Origin of the sequence: Streptomyces camelliae (genome assembly GCF_027625935.1) — a bacterium.
Taxonomy (GTDB): domain Bacteria; phylum Actinomycetota; class Actinomycetes; order Streptomycetales; family Streptomycetaceae; genus Streptomyces; species Streptomyces camelliae.
In genome coordinates, this window is the sequence record NZ_CP115300.1 from 6,843,415 (window position 1) to 6,869,656 (window position 26,242).

General features: G+C 68.2%; 13 protein-coding genes. 4 read left to right on the plus strand and 9 right to left on the minus strand.

Translation table 11 applies throughout. The annotated features are described in order from the left end of the window. Positions 1-21: 21 nt before the first annotated feature. Entirely contained in the window at positions 22-2,289 is a 2,268-nt protein-coding gene (locus O1G22_RS31395; RefSeq protein WP_270084399.1) for a UvrD-helicase domain-containing protein, read from the minus strand. Beyond that, positions 2,286-9,188 carry a DEAD/DEAH box helicase gene (locus tag O1G22_RS31400; RefSeq protein ID WP_270084400.1) on the minus strand — a complete coding sequence of 2,301 codons (6,903 nt, stop codon included), beginning with the start codon at positions 9,186-9,188 and terminating at the stop codon, positions 2,286-2,288. The genes O1G22_RS31395 and O1G22_RS31400 overlap by 4 nt, the downstream gene beginning before the upstream one ends. Positions 9,189-9,385: 197 nt before the next feature. Between O1G22_RS31400 and O1G22_RS31405 the strand changes: the two genes are divergently transcribed. Continuing rightward, entirely contained in the window at positions 9,386-10,483 is a 1,098-nt protein-coding gene (locus tag O1G22_RS31405; RefSeq protein ID WP_270084401.1) for a beta family protein, read from the plus strand. A 445-nt stretch (positions 10,484-10,928) separates the two neighbouring features. Beyond that, a complete protein-coding gene (locus O1G22_RS31410; RefSeq protein WP_270086600.1) occupies positions 10,929-13,673 on the plus strand; it encodes an AAA domain-containing protein in 2,745 nt (914 codons plus the stop codon). Positions 13,674-13,995: 322 nt separating this feature from the next. Here the strand turns inward: O1G22_RS31410 and O1G22_RS31415 are convergent, their stop codons facing one another. The 6 genes from O1G22_RS31415 to O1G22_RS31440 all read right to left on the minus strand — a co-directional run bounded on the left by O1G22_RS31415 (position 13,996) and on the right by O1G22_RS31440 (position 19,978). After that, complete coding sequence (locus O1G22_RS31415) at positions 13,996-14,928, minus strand: hypothetical protein (protein WP_270084402.1); 933 nt, start codon at positions 14,926-14,928, stop codon at positions 13,996-13,998. Between the two features lie 59 nt (positions 14,929-14,987). After that, positions 14,988-16,139, minus strand: coding sequence for an AAA family ATPase (locus tag O1G22_RS31420; RefSeq protein WP_270084403.1), 1,152 nt, complete (start codon positions 16,137-16,139; stop codon positions 14,988-14,990). Further along, positions 16,136-17,449: a DUF262 domain-containing protein gene (locus O1G22_RS31425; protein ID WP_270084404.1), complete on the minus strand. Its 1,314-nt coding sequence runs from the start codon at positions 17,447-17,449 to the stop codon at positions 16,136-16,138. The genes O1G22_RS31420 and O1G22_RS31425 overlap by 4 nt, the downstream gene beginning before the upstream one ends. Positions 17,450-17,558: 109 nt before the next feature. After that, positions 17,559-18,218 carry a hypothetical protein gene (locus O1G22_RS31430; protein WP_270084405.1) on the minus strand — a complete coding sequence of 220 codons (660 nt, stop codon included), beginning with the start codon at positions 18,216-18,218 and terminating at the stop codon, positions 17,559-17,561. Continuing rightward, entirely contained in the window at positions 18,218-19,429 is a 1,212-nt protein-coding gene (locus O1G22_RS31435) for an AAA family ATPase (RefSeq protein ID WP_270084406.1), read from the minus strand. The genes O1G22_RS31430 and O1G22_RS31435 overlap by 1 nt, the downstream gene beginning before the upstream one ends. Before the next feature lie 132 nt (positions 19,430-19,561). Beyond that, entirely contained in the window at positions 19,562-19,978 is a 417-nt protein-coding gene (locus tag O1G22_RS31440; protein WP_333492380.1) for an ATP-binding protein, read from the minus strand. 138 nt (positions 19,979-20,116) lie between these two features. Between O1G22_RS31440 and O1G22_RS31445 the strand changes: the two genes are divergently transcribed. Both O1G22_RS31445 and O1G22_RS31450 read left to right on the plus strand, forming a co-directional pair. Next, a complete protein-coding gene (locus tag O1G22_RS31445; protein WP_270084407.1) occupies positions 20,117-20,953 on the plus strand; it encodes a helix-turn-helix domain-containing protein in 837 nt (278 codons plus the stop codon). Beyond that, a complete protein-coding gene (locus tag O1G22_RS31450; RefSeq protein WP_270084408.1) occupies positions 20,950-21,132 on the plus strand; it encodes a DUF397 domain-containing protein in 183 nt (60 codons plus the stop codon). Before O1G22_RS31445 ends, O1G22_RS31450 begins: the two co-directional genes overlap by 4 nt. 47 nt (positions 21,133-21,179) lie before the next feature. Here O1G22_RS31450 and O1G22_RS31455 read toward each other — a convergent pair whose 3' ends face one another. Continuing rightward, positions 21,180-26,240: a class I SAM-dependent DNA methyltransferase gene (locus tag O1G22_RS31455; RefSeq protein WP_270084409.1), complete on the minus strand. Its 5,061-nt coding sequence runs from the start codon at positions 26,238-26,240 to the stop codon at positions 21,180-21,182. Positions 26,241-26,242: the final 2 nt, after the last annotated feature.

Consider the following 26,242-nt stretch of genomic DNA (forward strand, 5'->3'; position numbering starts at 1 on the left):
AGTGGCTCGACAACCTCCCGATCATCCGCGCCCGGCAGCGCCGACGCATCCCGATTTCTCGGCCTGGAGAAGCGGGCCGAGGAAGCGGCTGGGTTCGCCGTGCCAGAAGATGGCGAGCGCGTCCCGGGAGCGCGTGGCGGCGACGAACAGAAGCGACCGTGCGCGCTGGATCTCCCGTCGATGGCGCAATGCGTCGGAGCGTTCCATCTGGATGACGGCCTCGCGGGGGACAAGACCTTCGCTCACACCGGCGATGATCATGCGCTGATACTCAAGCCCCTTGAACCGGAACATCGTTCCGATGTGTACTCCTTCGTCTCCGCGTGGGCCGTCCGGGCCGATCTCGACGGCCCTGATCCCGGCACGGGCCAGGGTGACCGCAACCTCCTGCGCCATTGCGTTGGTCGGCACACAGATCGCGATCTGCTCCAGCGGGATGTCGGACCATTCCGCGAGCAGTTCCGCCACCGCCGCACGCTCCGAGTCCCAGTCCGGACTCGGGTGCAAGGTGGGTCGGCCGCCGCTGAGGACGGACCGGTATCCGCCGAGTGATTCCTGGTCGCCGTCGAGGTCGTCGAACGACTCGCCTTCCAGCACCCCGAGAGCGGATCCCAGAATCTGCCGGGTGGTGCGGTAGCTGAGGGTGAGCTTGGCGGACCGGCCTCGGATGTTGACGCCGAGGCTGCCCAAGGTCACCTGGTTGTTGTAGATCCGCTGGTGGGTGTCGCCGACGAGGAAGATGTCGTTGCGGTCCCGCGCGACCATGGCGCGCAGCATCTTCCAGTGTCCTGGCCGCAGGTCCTGTGCCTCGTCCACCACGATGTGCCGGTAGCGGTACCGCAGCCATCCGGCGGAGCCGTCCTGGAGATGTACGTTGTCGCGACCGCCGGCCTGTTCTCGCTGCTTCTCGACTCGCAGGATCCGCAGCTCCCGTTCCATCTCCAGACGTGCGGCGCGCTCGGCCACCTGTGCCCACGTCTGACGGCCCAGCCGGTCCAGGCGCTGGGTGAACTTCTCCGCCAGCTGCCAGATCTCGGCCCGCTCGGCTCGGGTGATGTTACGGCCCCGGCCTGCGCGCCGGGCCCGGAAGTACTCGGTGCGAGAGGCCACTGCCTGACCGAGGATGACCTGAGTCCACTCGTCGTGCAGAAACTCCGCGTCCCAGGCCGACTCACCCAGCTCGTCGAGCATGGCACGCCACTCGCGCAGCACCTGGTTGTCGTCGACCGTCTGTTTGGCGTTGCCGGGCTCGGCCTCTCGCACCACGCGCAACGCCAGCTGGTCGACATGGCTGATCTCCACGCGGTCGAGCAACTCCTCGCCGCCCAGCTCCATGAGGCGGGCCCGGAGATCCGCCGCGAGATTCTTGTTGTACGTCGTCAGGAGAACCGGCTTGGTACGGCCCGGGGGAAGCTGCTGGACCAGATGCCTGACCCGGTGCAGGGCGACGATGGTCTTTCCGGTGCCGGGACCGCCTCCCACCCGGGCGGGACCGGAGTAGTCCCGCTCCACCAGCTTGGCCTGCGTCGGGTGCAGGAAGACTTTCCAACGGCCGAAGTCCTTGCCTTCCAGGGCCTCACGGAGAGCCTCGTCCGTCGTCGTGACCATGGTCGCCGGACGTTCGGCGGCAGCCTGGAAGTCTTCCGTGTCCACCGGCTCCGGCGCGGCGACGGGGGCCGTCACCTGTTCCAGAACCTCGTCGTAGCTCTTGCCGTCGAACAGCGAGAGCAGGATCTCGCCGGTCAGCTGGGGCGCGTACTCGACGAGCCCGAGGAGCTGTTCCTCCGTGGTGAGGGTCCGGACCACCGGAACGAGGGGCTCGGCGACACCCAGGCCGATGAGCTGCTGGTCGGTGAAGAGCGCGAACAGCGGCGGGGCCTGCGCCGGCTCCGGCGGTGCCGCGGCCGCCGCCGGTGCGGGCGCACTTCTGCGCAGCACGCTCTCCTCGACCACTTGGAGGTCGACGTACTCGATGGCACCGGTGACCTGGTTGATGCCGTACGAGAGCCGGTCGAGGTTCTCGTAGACCTCCTTGCGGTGCTTGACCGAGACGATCAGCCAGTCGTCGTCGGAGAGGCGCAGCAGCAGCGCGCGGTACTCGTCATTGACCCGGGCCGACCACAGCCTGCTGTCCCCGCGGAGCTGTTTGAGCGCCAGACCCGTGGCTCGGGGGTTCGCCTTGAATTTGTGCTGGAAGTCGTAGAGAGCGCCCTTGACCGCACGAGGGAGTCTGAGGATCTCCTTGTCGGCCTTGTCGAGCAGACGAAGAGTCACACGCGCGGTGTTCATCGGTGGGGCTCCCCCAGAGTCGTTCCGTTGCTGCGCTGATCACGATGCTCGGCAGGCATCGATGGTTGTACGACGAGTCGGCGGGCCAGCTCTTCGGCGGTCCAGTCGGTGGCGGGCCGCACGTCCCAGCCGGCCGCGCCGAAGGCCCGGTCCCGGTCCTGCGCTTCGTAATCGGGTTCCGCTTCGCCCGTTTGCGGCGCCAGCACCACACCGATCTTCTGCTCCGGCCAGGCGAGTTCGGCCATCCAACCGTGCTCGTCGAGTTCGAACCCGTCGACGGGGGCGGGCACACCGCGCGTGGCGAGCGAGACCGCCAGCAGCTGAAGGCCGGGTTCGTCCGGATCCAGGTACTCAAGGACGGTGTCCCAGCCGGAGCCCGTCGCCGCGGAAGGCCGTGCCTGCTCGACCGACTGCTCGGAGTCGACGGCGGGAAGGGCGTTCTCACCGTCCTGCTCACGGACGAGGTGCTCGGTCGGCGTGGGAACACCGATGACCGCGCCGAGATCGACCCGGGTGGAGGCGAGCCACCCGGAGCCACCCGTGACGGCGAGGCCGTCCGGCGAGAAACCGTCGAGCCGGCTCGTGGTCAACTGCGCGCTGTCCCCGCCTCCGTGCTCCAGGAACTGCAGCAGGTTGCTCCAGTACAGCCACGCGCGCCAGCGTTCCTTGTGCGCCTGGGAGCCGGTGAGGGCCGAGGGGGTGTCGTCCAGGATGGTCAGCGCCGTCCAGGAGGGGGGCTTGCGCCGCCCGTCGGCCACCGCGACCACCCGGCAGTCCGAGCGGTCCACCGCACTGAGCACGCGCAGGGGACCGCCCGCTCCGGAGAGCGGCGCACCCTGGAGCGCGGCAGTCACCTGGGCGCCCACGGCGTCGCCGGACACGGCCGCCGATTCGGGCCGAGCCCCGGTCAGGCCGGCGACGGCGGCCTCCGCGCGGGCCAGCCACACGTCCCCTTCAGGTGAGCGGAGATACGTCAGCAGCGTCTCCGCCGGGTTGACCCAGACGGTCTCGGCGAGTTCGCCCGGCAGGCCCCGCCGTACCTTGGCGTAGTAGTCGCGGGCCTGGCGTCTGCCCTGCTCACCGTAGGGCTGCCACACGGGGTCGGCCGGACCCGGGGGCACGGTGCCCGTGTTGTACACCCGTGTGCGCCACTCCTTCACGTCGTAGTACGTCAGCTGGAAGACACGCAGTCCGTCGGCCCGGAGCCGGGTGCGCTTCGCGGCGTCGTCGGCGAGGCGGTTGTGGCGGGCCGTGGCATGGAACTCGAATCCGTCCAGGTACAGCGCCAGTCGGGGGCCAGGTGCGTCGAGCCGTTCGAACAGCACGTCCGGCCGGGTCCCGTCGAGAGCGCGTTGCTGGGACACCCGCCAGCTCAGGGTCGTCCCGGCCGGGCCGGTCAGCCGCAGGTCGAGCGAGTACGTACCCGCCGTCGTCGTGTAGGCGTCCGCACTGGCCCGGGAACCGGGCCGGCGGGCCCACTCCCGGAGCGTGTCGATGAACATGACCTCAAGGTCGCTCTCGGCCTGACGCTCCAAGGGGATGGTGTGCGTCGCCACGACCGGGGAGGTCTTCCAGAGCTCCCCGGTCTCGCCGAGGAGCTCGTCGAGCATCTGCCGTACTTCGTTGCGGCTCACCCGGTCGTAGTCGCCCGCGGGGACACGACGGAGCAGGCAGCGGTGGCAGCCGTCCATGCCCTTCTCGATGCAGGCACAGCTCTCGATGGTCTCCCTGGCCTTGAGGAGCACCTCACGGAACCCGTCGGCCGAGGCGAGGCGGTGCAGGTAGCCGGTGCCGCCCGGCAGCCGGTCGTAGACCACGAGGAAACGCCGGGGCCAGTCGGCGTCCCCTCCGTCGGGCATGGACGCGGCGGCGATGTCGATGTGGTCGGGGTCTCCGCCGTACCGGGCGGCGATCCCCACGAACAGGGCAGCCGTGAACGAAGCCAGCCGTTCCCTGGCGCGGGCCACGGACGCGGGGAGCAGGATGCGCACGGCTTCGGTGACCAGTTCGTGGGCGAGGAGCAGGGGGATGTCCTCGCCCTTGCCCTGTCCGCCGCCGGCCGCCCTCGTCTTGCGGCGCGGACACCACAGCAGATGGTGGGCACTGGCCCTGCTGGATGCGGCCAGGGACTCGGTGAGGGCGTCATGGGGCTGGTCCACCACCGGACGGCCGTCGGCGGTCGTCCCGCCGCAACCGGTGCACACGTAGAAGGGATTGATGCGCACGTCGTCGCCGGCGAGGGGCACGGTGCTGCTGCCGTCCTGGCGGTCCAGGCCCAGATTCAGCGTCCGGACGACGGCGCGCCGGGTGAAGTCGACGCCGAACACGGCCGTGTCGTGCCGCCAGGAGCCCGACGCGAGATGCACCGGGTCGATGTCGACGGTCGTGAGCATGGCGTACCGGCGCCGGTCGCGTTCGTCCTTGTCGTCCCGGACGCGGGCGTCGTCCCGTTTGTCCCGGGCGATCACCCGCCGTGGTTCCAGGACGTACTGGACGCACCCGGCATCGGCGATCTCCCGGCCGCCGCAGCGGGGACAGGGCGACGTGTCCGCCTTGGCGTTCTCCGTGCGTACGTACCCGCACGCCGGGCACAGCCGCCACACCGACCAGGCCCGGCGCTCCGGGCTTCCGATGTCGAGGGCGCGGACGACGTGCCGGTAGCCGTTGACGTAGAAGCTGTTGCCCGGAGCGAGCTCGGCCAGGGCGAGCCGGCGTGATCGCTCGTAGTCGCGCACCTCGCTGCGGTACGTCTTCTTCGTGCCGGCGGCCTCGCTGTCGCCCTCGGTCTCCTGCTCGGTCCAGTAGAGCGTCGCCTCCAGCTGGGTCGTGGTGTCGGTGAGGCTGTAGTTCGGCAGCAGCCCCAGGTCGACGAGTGCGCCGTGGGCGCCGGCCTGGCTCAGCTCGCGCAGCAGATCACCGGTGGTGCGGCGCTCGGCCAGCAACTCGCGGTACTCCCGGTCCTGTTCGGGATCGGAGCGGACAAGGCCGTCCATGGCGGTGTCGATGGCCGCGATCCTGCGCCGCAGTTCCTCACGCCGGGACGTCCAGTCCTCCTCCGCCTCCTGGAGGGAGCGGACGATGCCGCCGGTCGCGTACGCCCGCAGTTCCTCGGCAGCGTGCTCGGTGACCCCGGTCCCGTCCGGTCCGGCTGCCGGAAAGAGGCCGAGGAAGTCCTCGACCAGCGCGGCGCCATGGGTGAGCGCCGCGTCCGCGAGGTCCTGGCACCAGCCTGTGGTGCCGAAGAGCGCGGACACCAGCCGGGGCGCGGGCTGCAGCCGCTCGCCGTCCGCGGTGGCGAGCGCTCCCCGGGCGGCCAGGTCCAGCAGGTGCGCCGTGTACTGGCGGCGCAGGATCTCCACCGCGGACAGGTAGCAGCCGGGCGGGACGATGTCACCGGCGATCATCTCGCGGGGTTCGTCCAGGTAGTACAGGTCCCGCGCCCGCCGCCCGCCGAAGGCGACCACCAGGGCGTTGCCCGTCCGGCGTCCGGCGCGGCCGGCCCGCTGTACGTAGTTGGCGGGGCCCTTCGGCAGCGAGCCGAGGAGTACGGCCGACAGATCGCCGATGTCGATGCCGAGTTCGAGCGTGGGCGTGCAGGAGAGCACATTGGGGTCGGTGTAGTGGGTGCCGTCGCGGAAGGTCCGCTCGACCCGCTCGCGCTGCGGTCGCGTGAGCATGCCGGTGTGCTCGGCCGTCACCACGCGGAAGGTGCCTCCGGTCAGATACAGCCGCCGGTAGTAGTCGTTCTGGTAGTCGCGTTCGCGGGAGCCGCCGAACCCCCCGGAGCTGCCGGTCAGGCTCAGCGTGACGTCGTCCTGCGGCGGCCTCAGTACCCCCTTGCACCGGTAGCGGGGGCAGGGGTGCCCGTACCAGCGGGTCTTGCGCTCGGGCGGTACGACCTGCTCCCAGCCGCAGTCCGGGCAGCTCACGAAGGCCTTGTTCACGACGGCGTCGTCCAGCAGGCGCACCTCGACATGGCCCGGCTGCAGGCCGTACACCCTGGTCGCCCGGTCCTGCGCGGTGCGGACCGCGAGGACACCGTCCTCCGCCAGCACCGGCAGCAGCCGTCGCAGGTACTCGTTCGCTCCGTTCGCGTCCAGGCCGAGGCAGCGCCGGGTCCAGTCCTGGTACCAGCCGAGCCGGCCGGTGGCCGTGTCGAAGGTGGACCTCTCCTTGGGGGCGTCCAGCAGGAACCGGGGCGCGGCCACGCCGTCGGGGAACGCGGGCATGCCGTCGGGGCGCCCACCCCACACCTTGAACCGGGTGACTCCGGCATCCCGCATCCACGGATCGAGCCACCGGTGCCGTATGCCTCCGCGCAGCCGGATCCGCTCCAGCAGTCCCCGGACGAACGCGAGATAGCGATCAGGGGTGGGCAGATCACCCACCGCCACCAGCTGACCGGGCAGGGTCAGATGCAGGTCACGGGCCAGCAGGGCGACCTTCTCCGGATCGCGCAGCGCGACCTCGGCCGCCACGGTCCGGGTCAGCTCCAGGGTGCGGCCCTGGCGGGAGCGCAGGCCGAACTCCATCACTGTCGCGAACGCCAGCCGCTCGCCGATGAGCTTCCAGGTGCGGGCGTCGCCCGTGCCCCGCCCGGACAGCAGCCGGTCCACCCCCGGCTCGTCGTGCAGGTCCGGCGGCACGACGGCGGTCAGCGCCTGGGGATCGTCGACGGCGTCGAGCACGTTGCCGATCAGGTCGTTCAGCGCCAGCGGCAGCGGTGAGTCGGCGAGGGTGTGGGCGAGCAGGGACCGCAGCGAGAACTTGTACGAAGCGTTGGCCACGTATCCCGCGCGGTGAGCGGCGTCCTGAGTGGAGTCGTTGAAGAGAAGCGTCTTGCGTTCTTCCGGTACGAGGGCGATGTCGCCGCCGGTGAACAGCTGGGTGACGGTCGCCGAGGCGAGCGCCGCGAGAGAGGTGCCGAGGAAGCGGATGCCGTTGTCGGTGTTGCACGCGGGGCAACGGTCGTCGACAGCGGCTCTGTCAGCCGACTTCTTGTCGGTGATGGCCAGCGCGAACCAGCCGTCCTGCAGCTCTTCGCGGTCGGCGGCCGTGGGCAGCCGGTACCTGCCCTGTGCGCCGTCCAGCACGACGACGGAGAGCGGATCGACACCGCTGCCCCGCCCCGAGGACGGCCGGGCGCCGGTCAGCGCGTCGAGCGCCTCGTCCCGCTCGGCGGCGGTGGCGGCGATGAAGTACCGGATGCGCCGCTTGTCCCGGCCCACGCCCGCGCGCCACACCCGGTCCTGTGCCATCACCAGCTGCTGTGGATCCGCCTCCGGGGACAGCGCCGCCCATCCGGAGCGACCGCAGGTGCGGCAGTAGACGGCGGGCAGGTGCACGGCGGCCGGTCGTACGGCGGTGTCGGCCCCCGGCTGTGCCTGGGCCCGCCGGGCGTCGCCCGAGGGCCATCCGCCCGACGAGCGCTCTGCGTCCTCGCCCTCGGCTCCTGCGGGCGCGGCGGCGAGCGCGGCACGGCGGGCGGCGGTGCGGTCGTCCTCGTACCAGCGGAACTCGGGGTTCGGCCCGACGCCGCGCAGCACCCGTGTGACCGGCCGCACCCACAGGTGGGCCTCGATGTGCAGCAGCGGGCGCGGCCGCTTCTCGCCGGAGTCCGGATCCCGGGCGGCCGAGAGCAGCGCCACGAACCGGGCGAGGGCCTGAAGAGCCAGCCGGGGGTTCTCCCGCGCGGTACGCCCCCATGCGTACCCGAACCGGCTCATGCGGTCCCGCAGTTCCCACTCGCTCAGCGGCTCACCGTCCAGCAAGGACAGCACACCGTGGGTGAAGTCATGCCGCTTCAGCAGTCTGCCGAGCTGGAAGGCGTCGAGTCCGCGCCGCCCGAGCAACCGCTCCGCGAGCCCGTCGAGATCGAGCAGGTCCGGCCGGGCCTCCACTCCTGGACCGCCCGAGCACTCGATCACCTCCTTCGGGGAGGGAGGCTCGGGCAGTTCGTAATCGACCTCGCCGGTGAACTGGCCCGCGGTCATCCGCTCCTCGCCGATCACCGCGTCCGCGGCGAAGGGCACACCGAAGACCTGGCCCGCCACATCGAGGATGCCGCCCTGCTGGCTGCCGGACACGTTCTCGCCCAGGGTCGCGGAGGTGGCCACCGGGCAGATTCCGCCGAGCGGCCGCCCGGGCCGGTCCTTTCCGGTGGCCTTCGCCAGCCGCCGCAACAGCATCGCCACGTCCGTGCCCTGGGCACCGTCGTACGTGTGGAACTCGTCGAGCACCACGTACGTGATGTCCGCGCCCTCCCACAGCGGCCGGTCCTCGCCGCGCTGCAACAGCAGGTCGAGCATCTTGTAGTTCGTGATCAGCACATCCGGCGGCGAGACCCGCATCTCCTCACGCCGGGTCATCACCCGCCGGAAGTCCGTGTCGGGCCGGTCGCCGATGTAGAGGCCGGCGGTCACCTGGGCCAGCTCCGGATGCGCCAGGTACTCGCCGATGCGGCCCGCCTGGTCGGTGGCGAGCGCGTTCATCGGATACAGCAGCACGGCCTTGACCCCGCCCCGTCCCTCGGCCTTCTGCCTGCGGCAGTGGTCGAGCACGGGGACGAGGAAGGACTCCGTCTTGCCGGACCCGGTTCCCGTGGTGATCAGCGTGGGAGCCGCGGGCCCCCGCAGTGTGCTGAGCCGCTCCCAGGCCTTGGCCTGATGCCGGTACGGCGGGAAGCCGGGCGTCCACTCCAGATGCTGCCGCCAGCCGTCGTCCGCCGTGTGAAAGGGGGTCCGGATCCGGAGATACGGTCCGCGGAAGATCCCCGTCTCGGGGTGGCTGAGAAACCGCTCCAGGGCGGCGCGGGTCACCGAGTCGGTCAGGGCGTAGGTCGTCGTGAGGTATTGCGTCAGACTGCCGCGCACCTGCGCGGCGGCCAGGGTCGGCCGCACGACGTGCTCCTTCGTCCCAGGTCAGTGTACGGGTCAACCGTATAGCGGAGGTCTGACAGCGTCTCCCGGTTCACCGCTTCCGCTGCGGGAATCCAGGATCGCTTCTGGCCGGAATTGCTCTCTTTCGTGACAAAGAATGCCCGGTCACCCTGTGACCAGGGGCGATGGGCGATTCAGCGGGGCGAGGGGGAGCCGCGATGGTCGAGCCGTTGTACGTACCGGTCCTGCCCGCCCGGCGGAATGCCTGGGAGGCCTATGAGCGACTGGATTTCTCCGTACGAGGGCGGATCGCGCCGCTGTGGACGCTGGTGCCGCGCATCGGGCCGGAGCGCACCCGTGGCGTGCCCTCCACGCCGAAACCCGACCCGGACAACGACCGGGCGACGCTGGACAGTTGGCTCACTCCCCGCACGGACCGGCTGATCGAGGCGATGGACGGCCTGCCCGGTTGGCTGGACGCCGTCCATGTCGAAGGCAGTATCCACGGCGCCGCGTCGGGCTTGTGGCGACTGGCGACCCGAAGCCGCCTGCGCCTGGTGACCGGCCCGGAACGGGACCCCGCAATCCAGCGTTACACGGCCGACCTGGCCGCTCTGAGTGAACGCGGCATGGGCATACGCGTACTGGTGGACGCCCCGCCCGACGAACCCCGGTCGAACGAACTGCTGGCCCTGCTCAACCGGCTCCGCCTGCCTCCGTCACTGACGGACCTCATCCTGGACCTCGGAGCGGTCACGGACGCGGGCGAGGCCGGCAAGACGGCCGTCGCGGCTCTCGACGTGCTGGGCACGCTCCTGCCCTGGCGCACGGTCGTTCTCACTTCCGGGGCCTTCCCCCGCATGTACGACAGCCCCGGCACGGAGCTCCATATCGCTGAGCGGTACGACCGGCAACTCCACCAGACGGTGCGCGCGGCCCGTCCGGCGTTTCCGGGCACCGTGGTCTACGGGGACTACTCGGCGGAGCACGCGTTCAGCGCGAACATCCCCCATGTGCGAGAGTCCGGACCGCCCTGGGGGCTGATGCGCTACACCGGGCCGGACACCTTTCTCATAGGGCGCGTCCCCACCAGAGGCGGCGGCGGAGACCGCATCGACCGTGTCCGCGCCATGGCCCGCCGGATCACGGAGTCGGCGGTGTTCCGGGGCGCGGACTGCAGCGACGGAGAACGGTGGCTGATCGCGTGTGCGCAGGGGGAGGGGGCCAAGGGCTCGGGCAGCGCGGAGACCTGGATCAAGGTGGGGCACGTCCAGCACATGAACTTCGTCATGAACCAGCTCCTGCACGAGGCGTGACCGAAAGGGATTCGCTCTCGACGGGCCCCACGTAGAGTCGCCTGGTCGGCTGGTGAAACGCTCGCGGAAAGCGTTCGGGTTGAACTCGGGGGAACGTATGGCGCAGGGCAAGAAGCCCTATCCGGTGACCGAACTGCTGGCCGCCGTGCGGTCGGAAATTCAGGCGGAGCGCCGCAGCGACGGAAACGACGCACAGAAGGTGGCGCTCTCCGGCGGCCGCCTCGTGTCATCCGGGGCCGGACGCTTCGAGTATCTCTTCGTCTGCAAGAAGTGGCACGAGTCGCTGGACGGCGCCCCGGTGCTTGTCCGGGCATCGCACTCCCGCGGTCCCTGGTCGACGGCGGAAGCGTCCCGGATGCCCGACGGGACCGTGCGGCTCAGCACCGCGGAGAGCCTCGGTGACTCCGTGCGTAATGCCCAGATCAGGAAAGACGATTCCGCGGGAATGGCCGTCCTCGCCGAGCGTCTGGAGTCGGCCGGAGAAGCCGACAGTCCGATCCGCACGGAAAGCGCTGGATGGCTCGTCGGTCAGGGGGATCCACAGACCGCGCGTGATCCCGATCCGAGCCGGTGGATCGCGAACTGGCGGAGCCTGAGGCTGAATTCACGCCAAAGGCTGGCCATCGAGCAGGCGCTGGCAAGCCAGATTCTCTTCCTGTGGGGGCCGCCGGGAACGGGTAAGACGGACGTTGTGGGGCATATCGTCGAGGGGAGCTTCCGACAGGGACACAACGTGCTTTTCCTCGCTCCGACGAAGGTGGCGGTGGACCAGGCGCTGGAACGCATCTGCGATCTCCTCGCCACCCAGGAGGGGTTCGCCGAGGGGCTGGTGCAGCGGTCCGGCGACATCGAGGTGCCCTCTTTGCGTGAGCGGTACGGCGAGTACGTCGACACGGCGCAGATCACCGCCCGGGTCTCGGCCCAGCTGGACGAGGCGCTCACGGAGGCGACGCAAACACTCAAGGACGTCCGGGCTCTCATCACTCTCCACGACGATGTGACGTCTCTGACCGAACAGTTCGCGACAGCCCGTGCAGCTCATACCGCTGCCAGGACACAGAGTGCGGCCGCCGAGCAAGAGGCGCTGCAAGGCGAGGCACACGTCGCAGAGACGCGCCTGAAGATCAGTCGGCTCGGAACACCTGGCGGCCTCTTCGCCAAGCGCAAAGAGACTCAGCTGGCCGACCTGCGGAACGAACTCGTGCAGGCCGACGCTGCGATCCGAGGCGCCCGGCAGCGAAACGGCGAGGCCAACCGCCGGGCGAGCCAGGCCGCCCAGCAGATCGACGAGTTGAGCGGGCGTCTTGCCGCCGCCAGGGCACGCCTTACCGGAATCCCCGACCGGGCCGCGCTCGCACAGCAGGCGGAGGCCGCACAGAAGCTGCTGGACGAGCTGGACCAGCAGCGCAGGAAGATCCAGGACACCGTGCGTGCCAAGTGCCGGGTCATGGGAGCCACCGTTGCGAAGGCGGTCCAGTCGCGAAAACTGCTGGACCGTGTGGACGTCGTCGTGATCGACGAGGCAGGCATGGTGGATCTGCCGTCGGCGTGGCTGGTCGCGGGCCTTGCCGGAAAGCGGGTGGTCGTCGCGGGGGACTTCCGGCAGCTTCCCGCCGTCACCAAGGGGGAGAGCGACCGAAAGGCGACGGAGGAGGAGCGCGCGCACTCCCGGCAGTGGGCGTCCCTGGACGCCTTCCACGCCTCGGGTCTGGTCGCCGGGTCAGGGGCGGTGCGACAGGACCCCAGGCTCGTGTCCCTGGACACCCAGTACCGCATGCGCGAACCGATCTGCGACGTGGTGAACGTCGTCGCCTACCCGGACGCCCCGCTTAGGACAGGCCGGGACGACCGAAGCCGCATCCCCGTCAACTCGCTGGTCGATTCCGCGGTCATCCTCATCGACACCTCGAAGCAGCGGATCGCGGGCCCCGACAACAAGGCCAACACGGTCAATGAGGCGGTCGTCCACGAACTCGTCCGCGGACTTCAGTACGAGGATGTCCTTCCCGCCCGCAAGTGGGACAGCACGGAGCTTTCGCACGGTGAGCGCGCCACGGACCGGTTGGCTGTCATCGCCCCGTACCGCGCCCAGGTCAAGGCGTTGCAGGGTAGTCTCAAGTACCGCTTCGGGGAGGAGTACGAAGGCCTCGTCGACACGATCCACCGGTTCCAGGGCAGCCAGCGTCCGATCGTCATCTTCGACACCGCCGTCGGCGCGGGCAAGGATCCCGGCTTCTTCTACAAGGGATCCGGGCTCTCCTCCCACACCTGCCGGCTTCTGAACGTCGCCCTCAGCCGCGCCCAGGACCACCTGATCGTCGTGGCCGACCTCGCCCATCTGCGCCAACATCTGGCACCGCACAGCGAGGCCCGCGTCATGCTCGATCATCTGGAGAGCCACGCCCAGGTGATGTCGGCCGATCAGCTCGTCCCTATCCGGGACGCCGCCCAGCTCTCCGCCCTCACCGAGGAGGAACTGCAGCGGCCGGCCTTCTTCCCCGCGGACGAGGTCCACAAGGCCGTGGCGTGGGACATCGAGCGGGCGACGACCAGCATCGAGATCTACTGCCCCTTCCTCGACCCGAATCCGGTCCGCAAGTGGTCCGTGCTGCTCGGCCGACGGGCCGGCGACGGAGTCCGCGTGGTCGTCTACACCCGCGCCGCCGAGGAACAACGGGACGATGCCGCGGCCGAGCGCCACCAGCAGCGGATCGATGAACTCCGGGCGCAGGGCTGCGAGGTGGACTTCCGCGAGCGCATGCACGAGAAGGTGCTCATCCTCGACGGCACCGTTCTCTGGCACGGCTCGCTCAACTTGCTCGCGAACACCGGTCCCACCGACCTGATGATGCGGTTCACGGACCCCACGTCCTGCGAGCGCGTCAGCCGTGTCATCGAACGGGCTCGTAAGGACAAGCCGGCGTGGAACCCGCGCGTGTCGGGGGGCCGAGGTGCCCTGTCGGGCGGAGTCTCCAGCGCCTCACGGGGCACGGCCGATGCCGCCGCCCCGTCGGCGAGCGGCATTAGCCCGGGTGCCGTAGTCAACGGACGTCTCTACCTCGACGTCCCGTTCGCTGAGAAGGACGAGGCCAAGAAGTTGCTCGGTGCCAGGTGGGACAAGCCGAACAAGCTCTGGTATGTCGATGCCGCCCGTGTCACACGCGAGCAGGCACGCCGCTGGCTCCCCTGACGTGCCGGGCGCGCTCCGTTGGCGCTTGTCCGGCAGATCGGCCGGGTCATGCCTGGCGGCTCCGCTGACGCTGACAAGCGCTTTGCGTGTCGGCGGACGCCGTGCTGTGCACGCCGCCGGGACCGACGTACAACACCTTCGGGTTGTTGTGCGGGCCGTAGCCGTAGGCCTGTCTCGGTGCAGATCACGTACGCCTTGGAGCCGTTGCTCACCCTTTGGTTCACCTTGGCACCGGGGATGTGAAGGCCGGGTCCCAATCAGCTCGCTGCGGGCATGCCGAGTGCGAGCGGAAGGTCCAGCGTGCCCGCGTCCGGTGAGGTGTTCAGCGCGCCCTGCGTGGCACACCGTCCTCCAGCCGCTTGCGACCGATGTAGCCGATGCGGATCTTGCCCTCCTCGGTGATCAGCCGGAAGTGGATACGCCCAGGCCTGGGCCGATAGCGCGTGTGCAGGCTGAACAACTCCCGGGTCCCGTCGAGGTCGGTGAAGTGACAGAGACCCAGGTTGATACGGGTGTCGCTCTCGGGTACGACCTTGACGGCCCAGACCGGCTCAGACTCCCCGGGGCGCCATGCCTCCGCGGCGGCGTTGAGGCGGAGCAGTTCCTCACGGACGGAGGGCACGGCCACGCCCGGCAGGTCCCTGAGGTTCTCTTCCACTCCGGGGACGAACTGGAGGTACGGGAAGAGGTCGTTCCGCTGGTCCCACAGATCCGCACCTGTGATTGCGGAGGCGGCGGCTGTCTCGCGGATCCATTCCTCGTGCTCCTCGACGTGTGCGTGTGCCGAGGCGTGTCTGATGTCCGCTGTGTCCTGGACGTATCCGTCCTCGTCGAGGAGCTCGTAGTCCACCTTGAGCCAGGAGGCTTCCCAGCAGGGAGCTGAGGGGAGGCTGACGGCGGGCGAGTTCATGATATGGGCGGCCGCCAGGCCGAGCGCCGGCTTCCCTTCGTGGCGGTACTCGCTCTCCTGGTCGTCCGGAGGTTTGGGCAGTACGCCGGAGAGCGGTGCCTTGCGCTGGAGCACCTGGCGCATGAAACGCCAGGCATCCCGGCTCTGCGGTTCGTTGCGCCACTTCTGCAGGTAGTAGCCGGGCGCGATCTCCAGGTCCTCCAGCCGAACCTCGCTCACCAGGGTCGTACCGCGGTGGATCTGCCAGATGCGTTGGCACACCTTGACGAAGTCGAGCATGGCCTGGCGGGCCTCGTCCTGCGTGCAGTCCGAGTCGCAGGACCTCTCGTTGAAGAAGATCAGCATGTGTGACGCGCCCCCCTGGCGTGCGAGACAGACTGATGACGGCCGAAGTACCTGGGCGGTCAGCCGAGGAGCTGGTCGAGCGTGTGGTCCGTCTCGTCGAAGAACCCCTTGGGCCATTCGGACAGCATGCCGTCCTCACCGACGGCGGGAGAGACGATCTCGACATCCGCTCCATTGCCACGGAAGTAGTGAACCGCCGTGTCGGACGCCTTCAGCCGTCCCTGTTTGACCGCGAGACGCGTGCCGTCGAGGACGTGGTCGCTGTGCGTCTCCACGATCACCTGGGCCCCCGCCGACGCCGCGGCGGCGATCAGGGCGGCCATCCGGGCCTGACCACGTGGGTGGAGATGCGCCTCAGGGTTTTCCAGGAGGATCAGGCTGCCGGGCGCAGCGGTGAGACAGGCTACGACGATCGGCAGGGCGTAGGTGAGGCCGAACCCGACATTGGTGGGCCGGCGCCGGCTGGATGAGTCCAGACCGGCCGTGCCGCCGAAGCCGTAGCTGAGCCGGACCGAGTCGGTCCCTGGGATCTCCGTCGCCTCCAGGTTGACCCCCGGGCACAGTTCCTGCATCCACGCCCCAACCTGGTCCAGGAAGGTGTGTGCGCGTGCTTCGGGGTGCCGCAGGGGTCCTTCGGGCACGAGATCCTGGGCATGGTGTCGCAGGAAGTTGACGGTGTGCTCGCCGCGCGAGCCGAGGAAGCCCCGTCCGATGGCCTGGTGGTGTGACCTGGGATAGCTGGTCGCCGGGACGATGCGGTCGGCCTTGAGGTACTGGAAGCGGCGGGAGAAGAGCGGGATCTCGCCCCAGAGGGCTGGGTCCACCGTGCGGGTACGGCGCAGGGGCAGCACGTCCTCCTCGGAGACGTACCGCGCGGACCACTCGTACATCTGCCCGTCCGCCATGCGGAAGCCGACAGTGATCAGGGGGTCCGGCTCGCCCTCCGCACGCACGAAGTCCTCGTGGAGCACATCCTGTCCGGTCCCGAGCTCGACCAGGTCGCCGTCGAGGAGGAAGCCCCCGCGCTCGTCCGAGTCGCCGTCGATGGAGAGGAGCGTGCCCGAGTCGTACGACTGGCGCAGCAGGGCGAGGGACTGCAGGACCGTGCTTTTGCCGGACGAGTTGAGGCCGGTGAGCAGGGTGACCGGGGCGAGCGGGATGTGGGCCGAGCGGAAGGCCTTGAAGTTGGTCAGCGACAACTGGTCGATCACTGTGCGATACCCCTGTTGTTGGAGAGAACGCCCCGAAAGAGCTCACTGACCCTCTCGAATCGGGTGTACACCTTGGCGCGGTCGCCGGTGCCGACGGATACGGCGCGTTCGAAGTACCGGTCGGTCATGAGCTGCTGGAAACCCTCGACCACCTGCTCCCGGGCCGCTACCAACCTGTGCCGCTCGGCGTCAGAGAGCTCGGCCAGGTTCACTGCCACGGCTTCGAAGATCGCCTTGTTGACGGGGGAGCGCCGAGTCTGACCTGGGTAGAGCTTGCGGAAGGCATGTCCGTCGAAGATCGCCTCGGCCGTCCGCATGGCCTGTGTGAAGTCTCTCGCGTGCGCGTCCCGTTCCTCCTGGGACAGCCTGTTGATCTGCCGCATGGTGAGCGCGAGGAACTGGTCGAAGTCCTGGGCCTTGAAGGAGTCGGGCGGTGTGAGGCGGAAGGCCAGAGTGCGCAGCACCATCTCGCGGTCGGCCATGCGTTCGCTGTAGACGCCGTTGCTGGTGGCCGACTTGAACGCCTCCGACTCGGCGAGCGAGGAGAGCAGCTGACGGGCCGGCCCAGGGATGAGCGCATGCCGGATCTCCTGCCGGGTGAGCGGGAGACCGCCGGTATTGATCCGGGCGAAGATGTTGAACTTGACCGCTTCCGGAGTGCCGGGCCGGATGACATGGATGACGACCTGTGTCTCGTTCAGGCGGATCTGCAGCCGCCCGGTCAGGTCCTTGTATCCCTTGCCCTCGAAGTCGTCCTTCAGGTACTCCAGGCCGCGCAGCCGAAGCGGCCCCTTGTCGATGCCGGCCACCTCGGCGAGCGCCTCGGGCGCGATGAACCGGGCGATGGCGGTCAGCCGCTGGATGCCATCGACGATGGCCCACGAGCTGTCCTGGGTCCAGTCGCTGTCGTCCAGCTCGGCCGCGTAGAAGGAGGGGATCGGAATCCGCAGCAACAGCGACTCGATCAGCCTGCTCTGCTGCTCGTCCGACCAGATCCCGGCACGGCGCTGGAAGTCGGGAGCGAGATCGATCATGCGGTTGCTCAGCCGGGACATGAGCAGGTTGATGGTCGGATTACTGGTCTGGATCTCGATCTTGGAGGGGTCGTACGGCGCCGTGATCCGGTCCGCCGCGTCCTCGGCCTCGCTGTCGGGAAGCTCCAGCTCGACATCGGTGCTCCGGCCGTCGGCGCCGACCTCGACCTGGAACCCTCCGCTGTCCTCGGCGTGAGCGTGGTCCAGATAGCGGCTGAACAGCGACTGCTGCTCCCGCGCCACCCCACGGCTGCCGATGCTGTCCTCCGACGACATGTTTCCTCGCGTCCCGTCTCCTGGTCGGAATGACCCTGTGCTCTCCGTCTCGATTCTGCCTGATGGGGGACTGATGGGCGGCGTGGGCGCGGGGCTGCCACCGGGCTGGTCACGTCCACTGTTCGAGTTCGGCCGCGAAGTCGGCGTACGAGCGGTTGCGGCTCGGATCGCACTGGGTGAGCAGGTTGTGTGCCACGGCCGCCTTCATGACCTCAGGTGCGTCGCTCTCCCGGTACGGGGGCTGGGTCAGCTGGGCCTTCAGGCGTTCCTTCGAGCCCTCCGCTATGGCACCGAGATCGCGCCTGCGGTCCTGGTCGGACAGTCGCCACCCAGGTCTGACCTTCTCAAAGGCTTCGGGGAACAGCATCAGCCAGGCTTCCATCTCGTCGGCGGCCAGCGCGAGGGCCGTGTCGCAGCCGAAGGTCTTCTGCAGGCCGCCGGCGAGCTGCTTGCGGCGCTCGTCGTAGCGTTCGTCTATGACGGCGTCGAGGTCCACGTGCACGACGATTCCGGCGAGTTGGGCCTGGGCCTTCTGGGCCAGACCGTTGGCGAGCATGCGCAGCTTGTCGAGCCGGGGGACCAGTTGGCCCTGCGCCTTGCTGAGCGCCATCTTCGTCTTTATCTCGACGAGCTTCGGGCGCCTCGTCCTGGGCCACGGTCCCAGGGCAGGCACGAGATGCTTCAGTACATCCCTGTCGTTCTGCCCTTCCCCCGCGATGACGATCACCGACTTCGCAGGAGCGGCACCGCCCCGCTTGTTCGACGCCATTACCGTCCTCCGCCCAGCGCCCCCGAGAACCACAGCTCGCCCAGGGGCAGCCCCTCGGACGCCTCGACCACCTCGTGGATCAGCTCCGTGCTGGTCGCCGGGATCCGGGAGGCGCCCTTCTCGTCCCGCTCGCAGATCACGACCTCCTCGGGCACGAGCTGGTCGACGAGGACCGGGGCGTGCGTGGTGGCGATCAGCTGCGTCCGCTCGCTCGCCTCGCGCATCCGCTCGGCGACCAGCTCAAGGGCGTGCGGATGCAGTCCGTGGTCGATCTCCTCGATGCACGTCAGCACCGGTGGGTTCGGATCGTGCAGGAGGGCGAGCAGACACAGGATGCGCACGGTGCCGAAGGAGGCGTCCGCGAGGCTGGTACGGCCGCGCAGGTTGCGCTCCTTGAGCTGGACACCGACCCGGTCGGAGTGCCCACGGCTGGGGAGTACGTCGATGTCCTCGACGGACGGCACCAGGGCGGTGACGTCCTCCAGCAGCCGGGACCAGGCCTCGGCGTCCTTGCGGAGTTCCAGGAGGAAGTCGGCGAGGTTGGAGGCGTCGTTGGCCAGGAGCTGCCCCGGGAACCCGACCGGCGAGGGGCGCCTCGCGGCACGTACGTCGGCGTCGAAGACCCGTACGTCGGTGAGATGCTTCGCCAGCCCGCGTATCGCGGTCGCGGAAGGACCGCCGGCGGGCAGGGGAAGGGTGTCCGCCTGGAGTCCGGTGGCCATCCGGGGGATCTCGGGCGGGCGGGACGGCTGCTCGCCAGGTACGGCGCTGTCGACGGCCGCCGTGTCCTGGAAGAGGTCGAAGGCTGACTCCGCGCCGGGTTCGGTATGCAGAACGAACCGCTCCCTGCGCGAGAAGTGGTACCGGCCACGGCTGTCACCCGCCACCCGTCGGCGGAGCAGGCTGAGGGTGTACTCGTCCGGGAACCTCTCGGAGGCGTGCTCGCTCCACAGTCCTTCGAGACTGATGTGCATCCCCGAGAGGGTGTGGTCGCCGCCCCGGTAGGCGATCTCCTCGTATCCGCCCCGTGCGTCCAGCGTGGCCTCGATTCCGGCCCTCGCCACGTCCGCGAGGAACTCGAACACCCTGAGAACGTTCGACTTGCCCGCCGCGTTGGGTCCGACCAGGACGGCGAGGGGCCCCAGGGGCAGCTCCATCCGGGTCAGCGTGCGGAAGTTCTCCACGCGGAGTCGCAGAAATCGGCTGTCCAAGCGGCGCGCCAATCCGTTCCGGGGCCAGGGGGCTTGCGCCCGTGGCCAGGGGCAGTAGCGAGGGCAAGGATATCGGCGGAAGATCGACCGCCTTCACGAAATCTCCGAACAGGGCGGGAGTTTGACGGCCGCTCAGTCATCGAGGACCTCCGCCCATACGGTCTTGCCGGGCGCGGAGGGGCGAGGGGCCACGCCCCACTTGTCGGCCAGCGCGTCCACGAGGAGGAGCCCCCGGCCGGACTCGGCGCCGGGATCCTCCTGCGGGCGGGTGGGGCACGGAAGCCGTTCGCCTCGGGTGTCGGACACCTCGATACGGAACGTGCCGTCGACGTACGTGAGTTGCAGGTGGAAGTCGCGTCCGGGCACGTGTCCGTGGCGTACGGCGTTCGCGGTGAGCTCGGCCGTGATGAGGGTGAGCGTGTCGTTGAGCGGGGTGGCGTAAGGGTGGCCCCACTCGTTCAGTCGGTGCGAGACGAGACGGCGGGCGAGGCGGGCACCGCGCGGGGTGGAGGTGAACCGCATGGCGAACTCATGAGTTTCCGACTTCATGCGGTTAACGGTGGTGCACAGTGAGTAACGTTTACAGGGGTGAACTGCTGACGCCTTGCGGGCTGTACGGGGCGGTGGTCTGCCTGTACGCGGGGTGGGGCGTGACCGTTCGGGTACGGGGATGGAAGGAGCCGGGGTGTGAGTGAGGAAGTGCGGGCGCCGGAGGGCGAGTACGAGGTCGGTACGGGCATCCTGGTCGTCTTCGGGCGGCAACTGAAGCTGTTCCGGGAGCGGGCGGGGCTGGACCGGGCGACGTTCGGGTCGATGGTGGGGTACTCCGCGTCGACCATTGCTTCCTTCGAGCAGGGGAGGCGGATTCCACCGCCCAAGTTCATCGACCAGGCGGATGAACTGCTGAGTGCGGGTGGGGTGTTGAGTGCCAGTAAGGAGGAGGTGGCTCGGGCACAGTATCCGGCGTTCTTTCGGGATGCGGCGCGGTTGGAGGCAGAGGCGGTTGAGCTCCACGTGTACGCCGCCCAGGCTGTACCGGGGCTCTTGCAGACGGAAGAGTACGCGCGAGCCGTGTTCACCATGCGGCGTCCGCTGCTGGACGAGGAGACGGTCGTGCAACGTGTCGCAGCGCGGCTGGCCCGACAGGAGATCTTCTCCCGGGTGCCGATGCCCACCATCAGCTTCGTCATCGAGGAGTCGGTTCTACGGCGCCCGCTGGGCGGCTGGTCGGTGATGCGGGGCCAGCTGGAGCAGATGCTTCTGATCGGGCAACGGCGCAACGTCGAGATCCAGGTCATGCCGACGGAGCGGGAAGAGCATGCTGGGCTGGCTGGTCCGTTCACCTTGATCGAAACCAAGGAAGGGCGGAGGATCGCGTATGTGGAGGCGCACAAGGACAGCCGTCTCTACACGGAGCGGAAGTCGGTCCGCGCGTTCGAGGAGCAGTACGGGATCCTGCGGGCCGAGGCTCTCACTCCGCGAGAATCGCTGGCCCTTATTGAGAAGTTGCTAGGGGAGACATGAGCGTCGAAGCGCTGACCTGGGTCAAGAGCAGCTACAGCAGCGGCGAAGGCGGCGAGTGCGTCGAGGTCGCCGCCACCTCGGACGCTGTGCACGTCCGTGACTCCAAGGACACGAGCCGACCTGCACTGACCGTGGAGCCCGGCACGTGGAGCGCGTTCGTGGAGTTCGCTGCGGTCTGACAACGAGAGAGCCCTCGGCGCGTACGTCACGTGCCGAGGGCCCTTCGTCATGCCGAGGCGGGTTCCGGTGGTGACCAGCGGCCGGCGGCGATCTCCGCGTCCAGGCGGGCCTGGAAGTGCGCGTGCGCGGCCCGCATTTCGGCTTCTCGGTCGGCCTTGTAGAAGGGGGCCTGGTAGCCCTCGGGAGGCTCTACATGGGCAGGGTCAGACAAGTGCTGAAGGAGTGCTTCGTACGAAGATTTGTTTTGCCTATATCCATACGCGTACGGATCCGCTGCAATTCGGCGACCATTTGCATCAAAGTACATCGAATCCTCACGATTCATGAGAATTGGATACCTTGACCGAAAAATAGCAACGAGCTGCTCCGCGGTAATGCCGAACCAGACGGCTACCAGGGCGTCCAGTTCCACCAGGGCGGCCCGGCGCTGATACTCCGACCGCAGGGGGGAATCTGCATTCCAGCGTGATGTGAGGTCGGCTGCAATGGGTCGAAGGTTAAGCCATCCATTATAGGCCCATTCTTCCTTTTCTAGTCGTGCTGGATTGCAAAGGTCTTCCCATAGTGTGGAGTAGGCGTCCGTGATGACATTCAGGCGCAGCGCTCGGATTAGCAGCGCATCGGCGAGCGGGTGATTCGGGTCGGCAGCTGGCATCTTCTCCATGTCGGTTGTTTGGAAGTTTGACCTACCGGAGAGGCGAAGCAGGTAGTCCATCGGCAGAGAAGACCACATTCCGGCCTGCAATACCGTGAGTCTCGGATCTGGCCACGCGACACAGAAAATACTGTCGTTGTGGGTCGGTCCGGGAGGGATAATTGCAGCGAATAGGCTTCTCTCTGTGCTCTTTGGGTCGATTACCCTTCTCCAGGCCAGTCTAAAGAATTCGACAGGCTTGTGTGTATCAGATTTCGAGGGCCAGGACTCCTGTTGGCTCACGAGTTCCTCTATCGCACATGCTGGCGCGAAGAGTGTCCTGGGGATTGATTTCGCGTGAATATTTTTAATGTCCCACGGAGACCAATCCTTGGAGTTCTTCATGGGCATGTTTGGCTGTTTCGAAAACGGCGTGGAGGCGGAGATGTGGGACCCCTGGAGAATCACCTCGTGCCAACTGTCGGGCTGGTGAAGGACATCTCTTATAAGTCCCTTCTTTTTTGCGGCATTCACGTCGAACCCTCTGCTGAACCATGGGCTTGCCTCACCAATTCTTGCGGGGGCCGCGGAGAGGGCAGAGATTACTCCCTGTTCGGCGCTCGTGATGGGGTATCGCAGTGGAGTCTGGGACACCGGGTTCTGGGTATCGCCATCAAGGCGACGCCATTGGGCGAGTTGATCCCTGGTTACCCGAACAATCCTGCTGCGATGTGGGCGTCGATCCCAATCCCCGCGGAATTTTTGCCCAGGCATCTCGCCGGTTCCGTCATGCCTCAAGGATTCAATTAGCGTCTCCGCGCTATATAGCTGGCTCAGGTTGAGGAAGTCAATATCTTTAGGGTGTCCGTAGATGTGGATTCCGAATTCAAGGGTTCGACCAGCCTCAAAGGCCCAGTTTCCTGCGTTAACAAAGCTTGCATGAACTAGGAGCCTGGAGTAAGCGGCCTCGCGGATGCCGCCTTCCTTGACACCATCGAAGTGGGTGTCCTGGTGAATCAGGCCGATAATTCCTGCCTGGTCTGAGTGTTGCCAAGTTGCCTGCATGAAGACGCGGTAAAGATTTGGGCGCGTTCCGCCGGAAAGCGGGTAAGTGCATGCCGAGCTAAGGAACGTCCCGATTCCAGAGTTCTGGCTCAATTCGGAGAGGTAATAGGTGTCGTTTGAGTTGAGAACTTCCGCTTTGCGTAGACGTTTCTCCTCTGTGGTGGGGTCTTCTGCCAGTTTGAACCAAGGTTCAAACTCCGCGAGAACTGCGTCTTCAAGCCAATCAGGCCGCACCCAAGGCGGATTCCCCACCTGCAAATCAAACCCACCCGCCCGCGCAAACACCTGCGCGAACTCCAACTCCCAATGAAAGAACCCCTGCTGCCCAGCAACATCCCGAGCAACCCCCGCCCATGGATACCGCTCCTCCAAATGATGAGCCGGATCCATACCCATCAAATCCGGCAGCCCATCCTCATACGGCTCAAGCTCATCCAGCCGCTCGAACTCGGAGATCAGCGAGTCCGAAGGCACATCCCGGCGCCCCAGCAACGACTCCGCGAAGTCCAGCCAGTCGTCAAGGTCGGCCAGCGGAATCACAGCGCGGCGCTGCTCACCCACCGCCTCCTTCCGGCGCCCACTGCGCCGCTTGTCCAAGTCACCCCGGGTCAGTTCGACCTGCTTGGCCTCGACCCCGAAACCAGGCAGCGCATCGGCCTCCCACGACATGAGCACATCCGCGCCCGAGGAGGACTCGAACGCCCCCGACTGCTCCAGCTCGACGACCCGCCGGTACCGCTCATCGCTCCCGTCAAGGAGCGCAGCGCTCTGCACGGGCCAGAACCACAGCGCACACCACGCGTCCATCAGCGTCTTCAGGCGCCAGTAAGGCGTGTCGACGGCCTCAAGATCCGCCAGGACCTTCTCCCGCTGCACAGCCACCTCAGGCGACCGCAGCCAATCACCCTCCGCGCCCCACACCTCGATCCGCCGCGAGATGTCCCGCTCGGAGATCTCCAGGCGTCGTACGACCAGCCCCCACAGGTACTCGACCCGCCGGGCCAGCCCCTGCAACCGCTCGGTCTGCTTCTTGGACGGTGACTTGGTGACGGCCTTCCGCCACGCACCCAGGGCCTTGGCCCCCTCAGGGGCCAGCGCCTTCGCCTCCTTCTCGGCCGCGACCGAGCCCCACTCCTTCGCGGGCAGCAGGAAGTGATGAACAGCCCCCTCCGGAAGCCCCTCGCCCGCCTCCGTCAACGGGAAGCGCTCCGGAGTGGCCCCCAGCCAGCCCCCCTTCTTCAGTCTCTCGGCGGCATACACCTCCCTCCGGCCGCCGATCAGCGAGTTACCCCTCCTCAAATGCAGCCCGAACCACGGCGCCTCCATCCCCGGATGCATCGTGTTCAGCCACAGCGAGACCTCGGCCAGCTCCACAGCCGTCGAGTTCAGGTCCACGCCGTACGAGTTGTGCAGCGCGATGTACGCCTTCGCCTTCTGCAGCTCGACCGCGTACTTCTCGGTGTCGATGGCGACGCCCAACTCGTCCTGCCGGCGCCGCAGATACTCCGCCGCCACCTGATTGATGGCCTCGTTCAGGAACGCGCCCGAGCCGAGCGCAGGCTCGCAGATCTTCCAGTCCAGCAGTTCCCGTGCCTCGGTCACCTCACCGTCCTGGTCCAGGCGGTGCTGCAAGGCGAGCTGCACCGTGACCTTCGTCAGCGACTCGGGCGTGTAGTACGACGCAGAGGTCTGCCGGTCGCGGCCGGAGAGGCGGTAGACGAAGGAACCGGGGCGGTATCGGACCCGCACCTCCTCGCCGGTCTCCTCGTCCCGGCGCCGGACGAAGACAGAGTCCGGGTACTCGTCCGCCTTCGATGCGGGCACCAGCCAGGAGCCGTCCTTCGAGTAGCCGCCCTTGGCGACCTCGTACAGCTCCTCGTCCGCCACGAAGCCGGAGTACGACATCAGGCCCTCGTACACGGCACCGAGCTGGTTGATGCCGAGCTGGGCGTAGGAGATGAAGCCGCCGCGCTCGCCCTTCCTGCCCCGGGTGAGCATCAGCAGGCGCAGGACGCGGTACAGGGTGGCGTTGCGCAGGCGGGTGTCGACGTACACCGGCTCGCCGGTCTCGTCCTCGTCGAAGCGCGGGTCCACCACCGAGCGCCGGCCGATCAGGCGGATCGACTCCGGTTCGAAGAGCTTGGAGTGCAGGGGCTCGAAGCGCAGGCCGATGTCCTCCGATACGACGTCGTCGACGGTCTCGGCGGCTGCGCCATGCGTCCGGCGGGAGCGGTAGCCCTCCTGGACCATGCGGAAGAGCAGGTCCAACGAGTCGTACAGGTACGTACCCTCGCGGGCCTTCTCGCCCACCAGATCCCGCTCCGCCACCAGCTCGCCGAGCCGCCCGAGGCCGTACCCCTGGTGGTACTCGGGGTAGTCCGACGGCAGGATGCCCAGTTCGGGGCGGGCCTCGGCGTAGAGGAGGAACAGGATGCGGTACAGGTAGCGCAGCGACTCACGTGTCAACTGCTTGGACAGTTCCGGGAGTTCCGCGATCTCCTCCGGGCGGAGGCCCTTCGCGCGGATGCGGTTCAGTACCTCGTTCGCGATCAGCTCCACCGACAGCCGAAGCCCGTCGCGCAGGTCGCTCGACACGCCCACCGCGTGCTTCGTCGACTTGTCGACCAGCGTGGCGAGCGGGTTCTCGCCGCCCTCCTCCGGCGTCCGCAGGGAGTCCGCACCGAACAGGGCCGCCAGGGTGTCGAGTTCGCCGCCCGCACGGGTGTCGTTGCGTTCCAGCGCCGCGTCCAGGGAGGCCGCCAGGTAGCGGCCCTCGCCCCACACCGTACGGTCGGCCAGGATCACCACACCGCCGACCAGCAGCAGGACGTACCGTGGGGGTTCCTCGGTCGCGAACAGGAACGACGCCAGTTTCGAGCCCGTCGTGATCTCGGTGGAGGCGTCGACGGCCAGGGGATGGAGGAGGCGGCCGGGGCCCGCCGGGTCCAGGGCCGCGTCCGGTTCCGCCGCCCAGCCGCAGTCCAGGGCGACCAGGCCCGGCTCGGCGTGGGCCACCTGGATCTCGTAGGTGTGGTCCGCGCGGTCCACCGTCAGCGTCTGCGGCTTCGCGTCGTAGCCCAGGGCTCGCAGGACGTCGGCGTTGAGGGCCGCCGCCCGCTCACGCCAGGACGGGGCGTCGTAGGTCGTCGCGTCGTCGTCCGGTTCGGCCGCAGCCTCCGCGAAGGACGCGCGCGCCCGGAAGTAGGGGCGGCGCAGCTCGCGCAGGCCCAGGCGCGGTGTCACCGGGAGGGCGTCCTCGGCGTCCGTGCCCTCTGCCGGGCGGGCGGCCGCCTCCTCCCGTTCCTTCCAGGTCGCGAGCAGTCCGGCCTTGAGGTCCTTCGGGAAGACCTCGGCCAGGTAGTGCGCGGAGAAGTAGTCGCCGCGGTTGACGAGGGAGTCGTACGACATGA

Coding starts and splice junctions, on each gene's coding strand:
- O1G22_RS31405 (WP_270084401.1), top strand. CDS start 9,386: ATGGTCGAGCCGTTGTACGTACCGGTCCTGCCCGCCCGGCGGAATGCC.
- O1G22_RS31425 (WP_270084404.1), bottom strand. CDS start 17,449: ATGTCGTCGGAGGACAGCATCGGCAGCCGTGGGGTGGCGCGGGAGCAG.
- O1G22_RS31440 (WP_333492380.1), bottom strand. CDS start 19,978: ATGAAGTCGGAAACTCATGAGTTCGCCATGCGGTTCACCTCCACCCCG.
- O1G22_RS31395 (WP_270084399.1), bottom strand. CDS start 2,289: ATGAACACCGCGCGTGTGACTCTTCGTCTGCTCGACAAGGCCGACAAG.
- O1G22_RS31430 (WP_270084405.1), bottom strand. CDS start 18,218: ATGGCGTCGAACAAGCGGGGCGGTGCCGCTCCTGCGAAGTCGGTGATC.
- O1G22_RS31410 (WP_270086600.1), top strand. CDS start 10,929: ATGGCCGTCCTCGCCGAGCGTCTGGAGTCGGCCGGAGAAGCCGACAGT.
- O1G22_RS31415 (WP_270084402.1), bottom strand. CDS start 14,928: ATGCTGATCTTCTTCAACGAGAGGTCCTGCGACTCGGACTGCACGCAG.
- O1G22_RS31450 (WP_270084408.1), top strand. CDS start 20,950: ATGAGCGTCGAAGCGCTGACCTGGGTCAAGAGCAGCTACAGCAGCGGC.
- O1G22_RS31455 (WP_270084409.1), bottom strand. CDS start 26,240: ATGTCGTACGACTCCCTCGTCAACCGCGGCGACTACTTCTCCGCGCAC.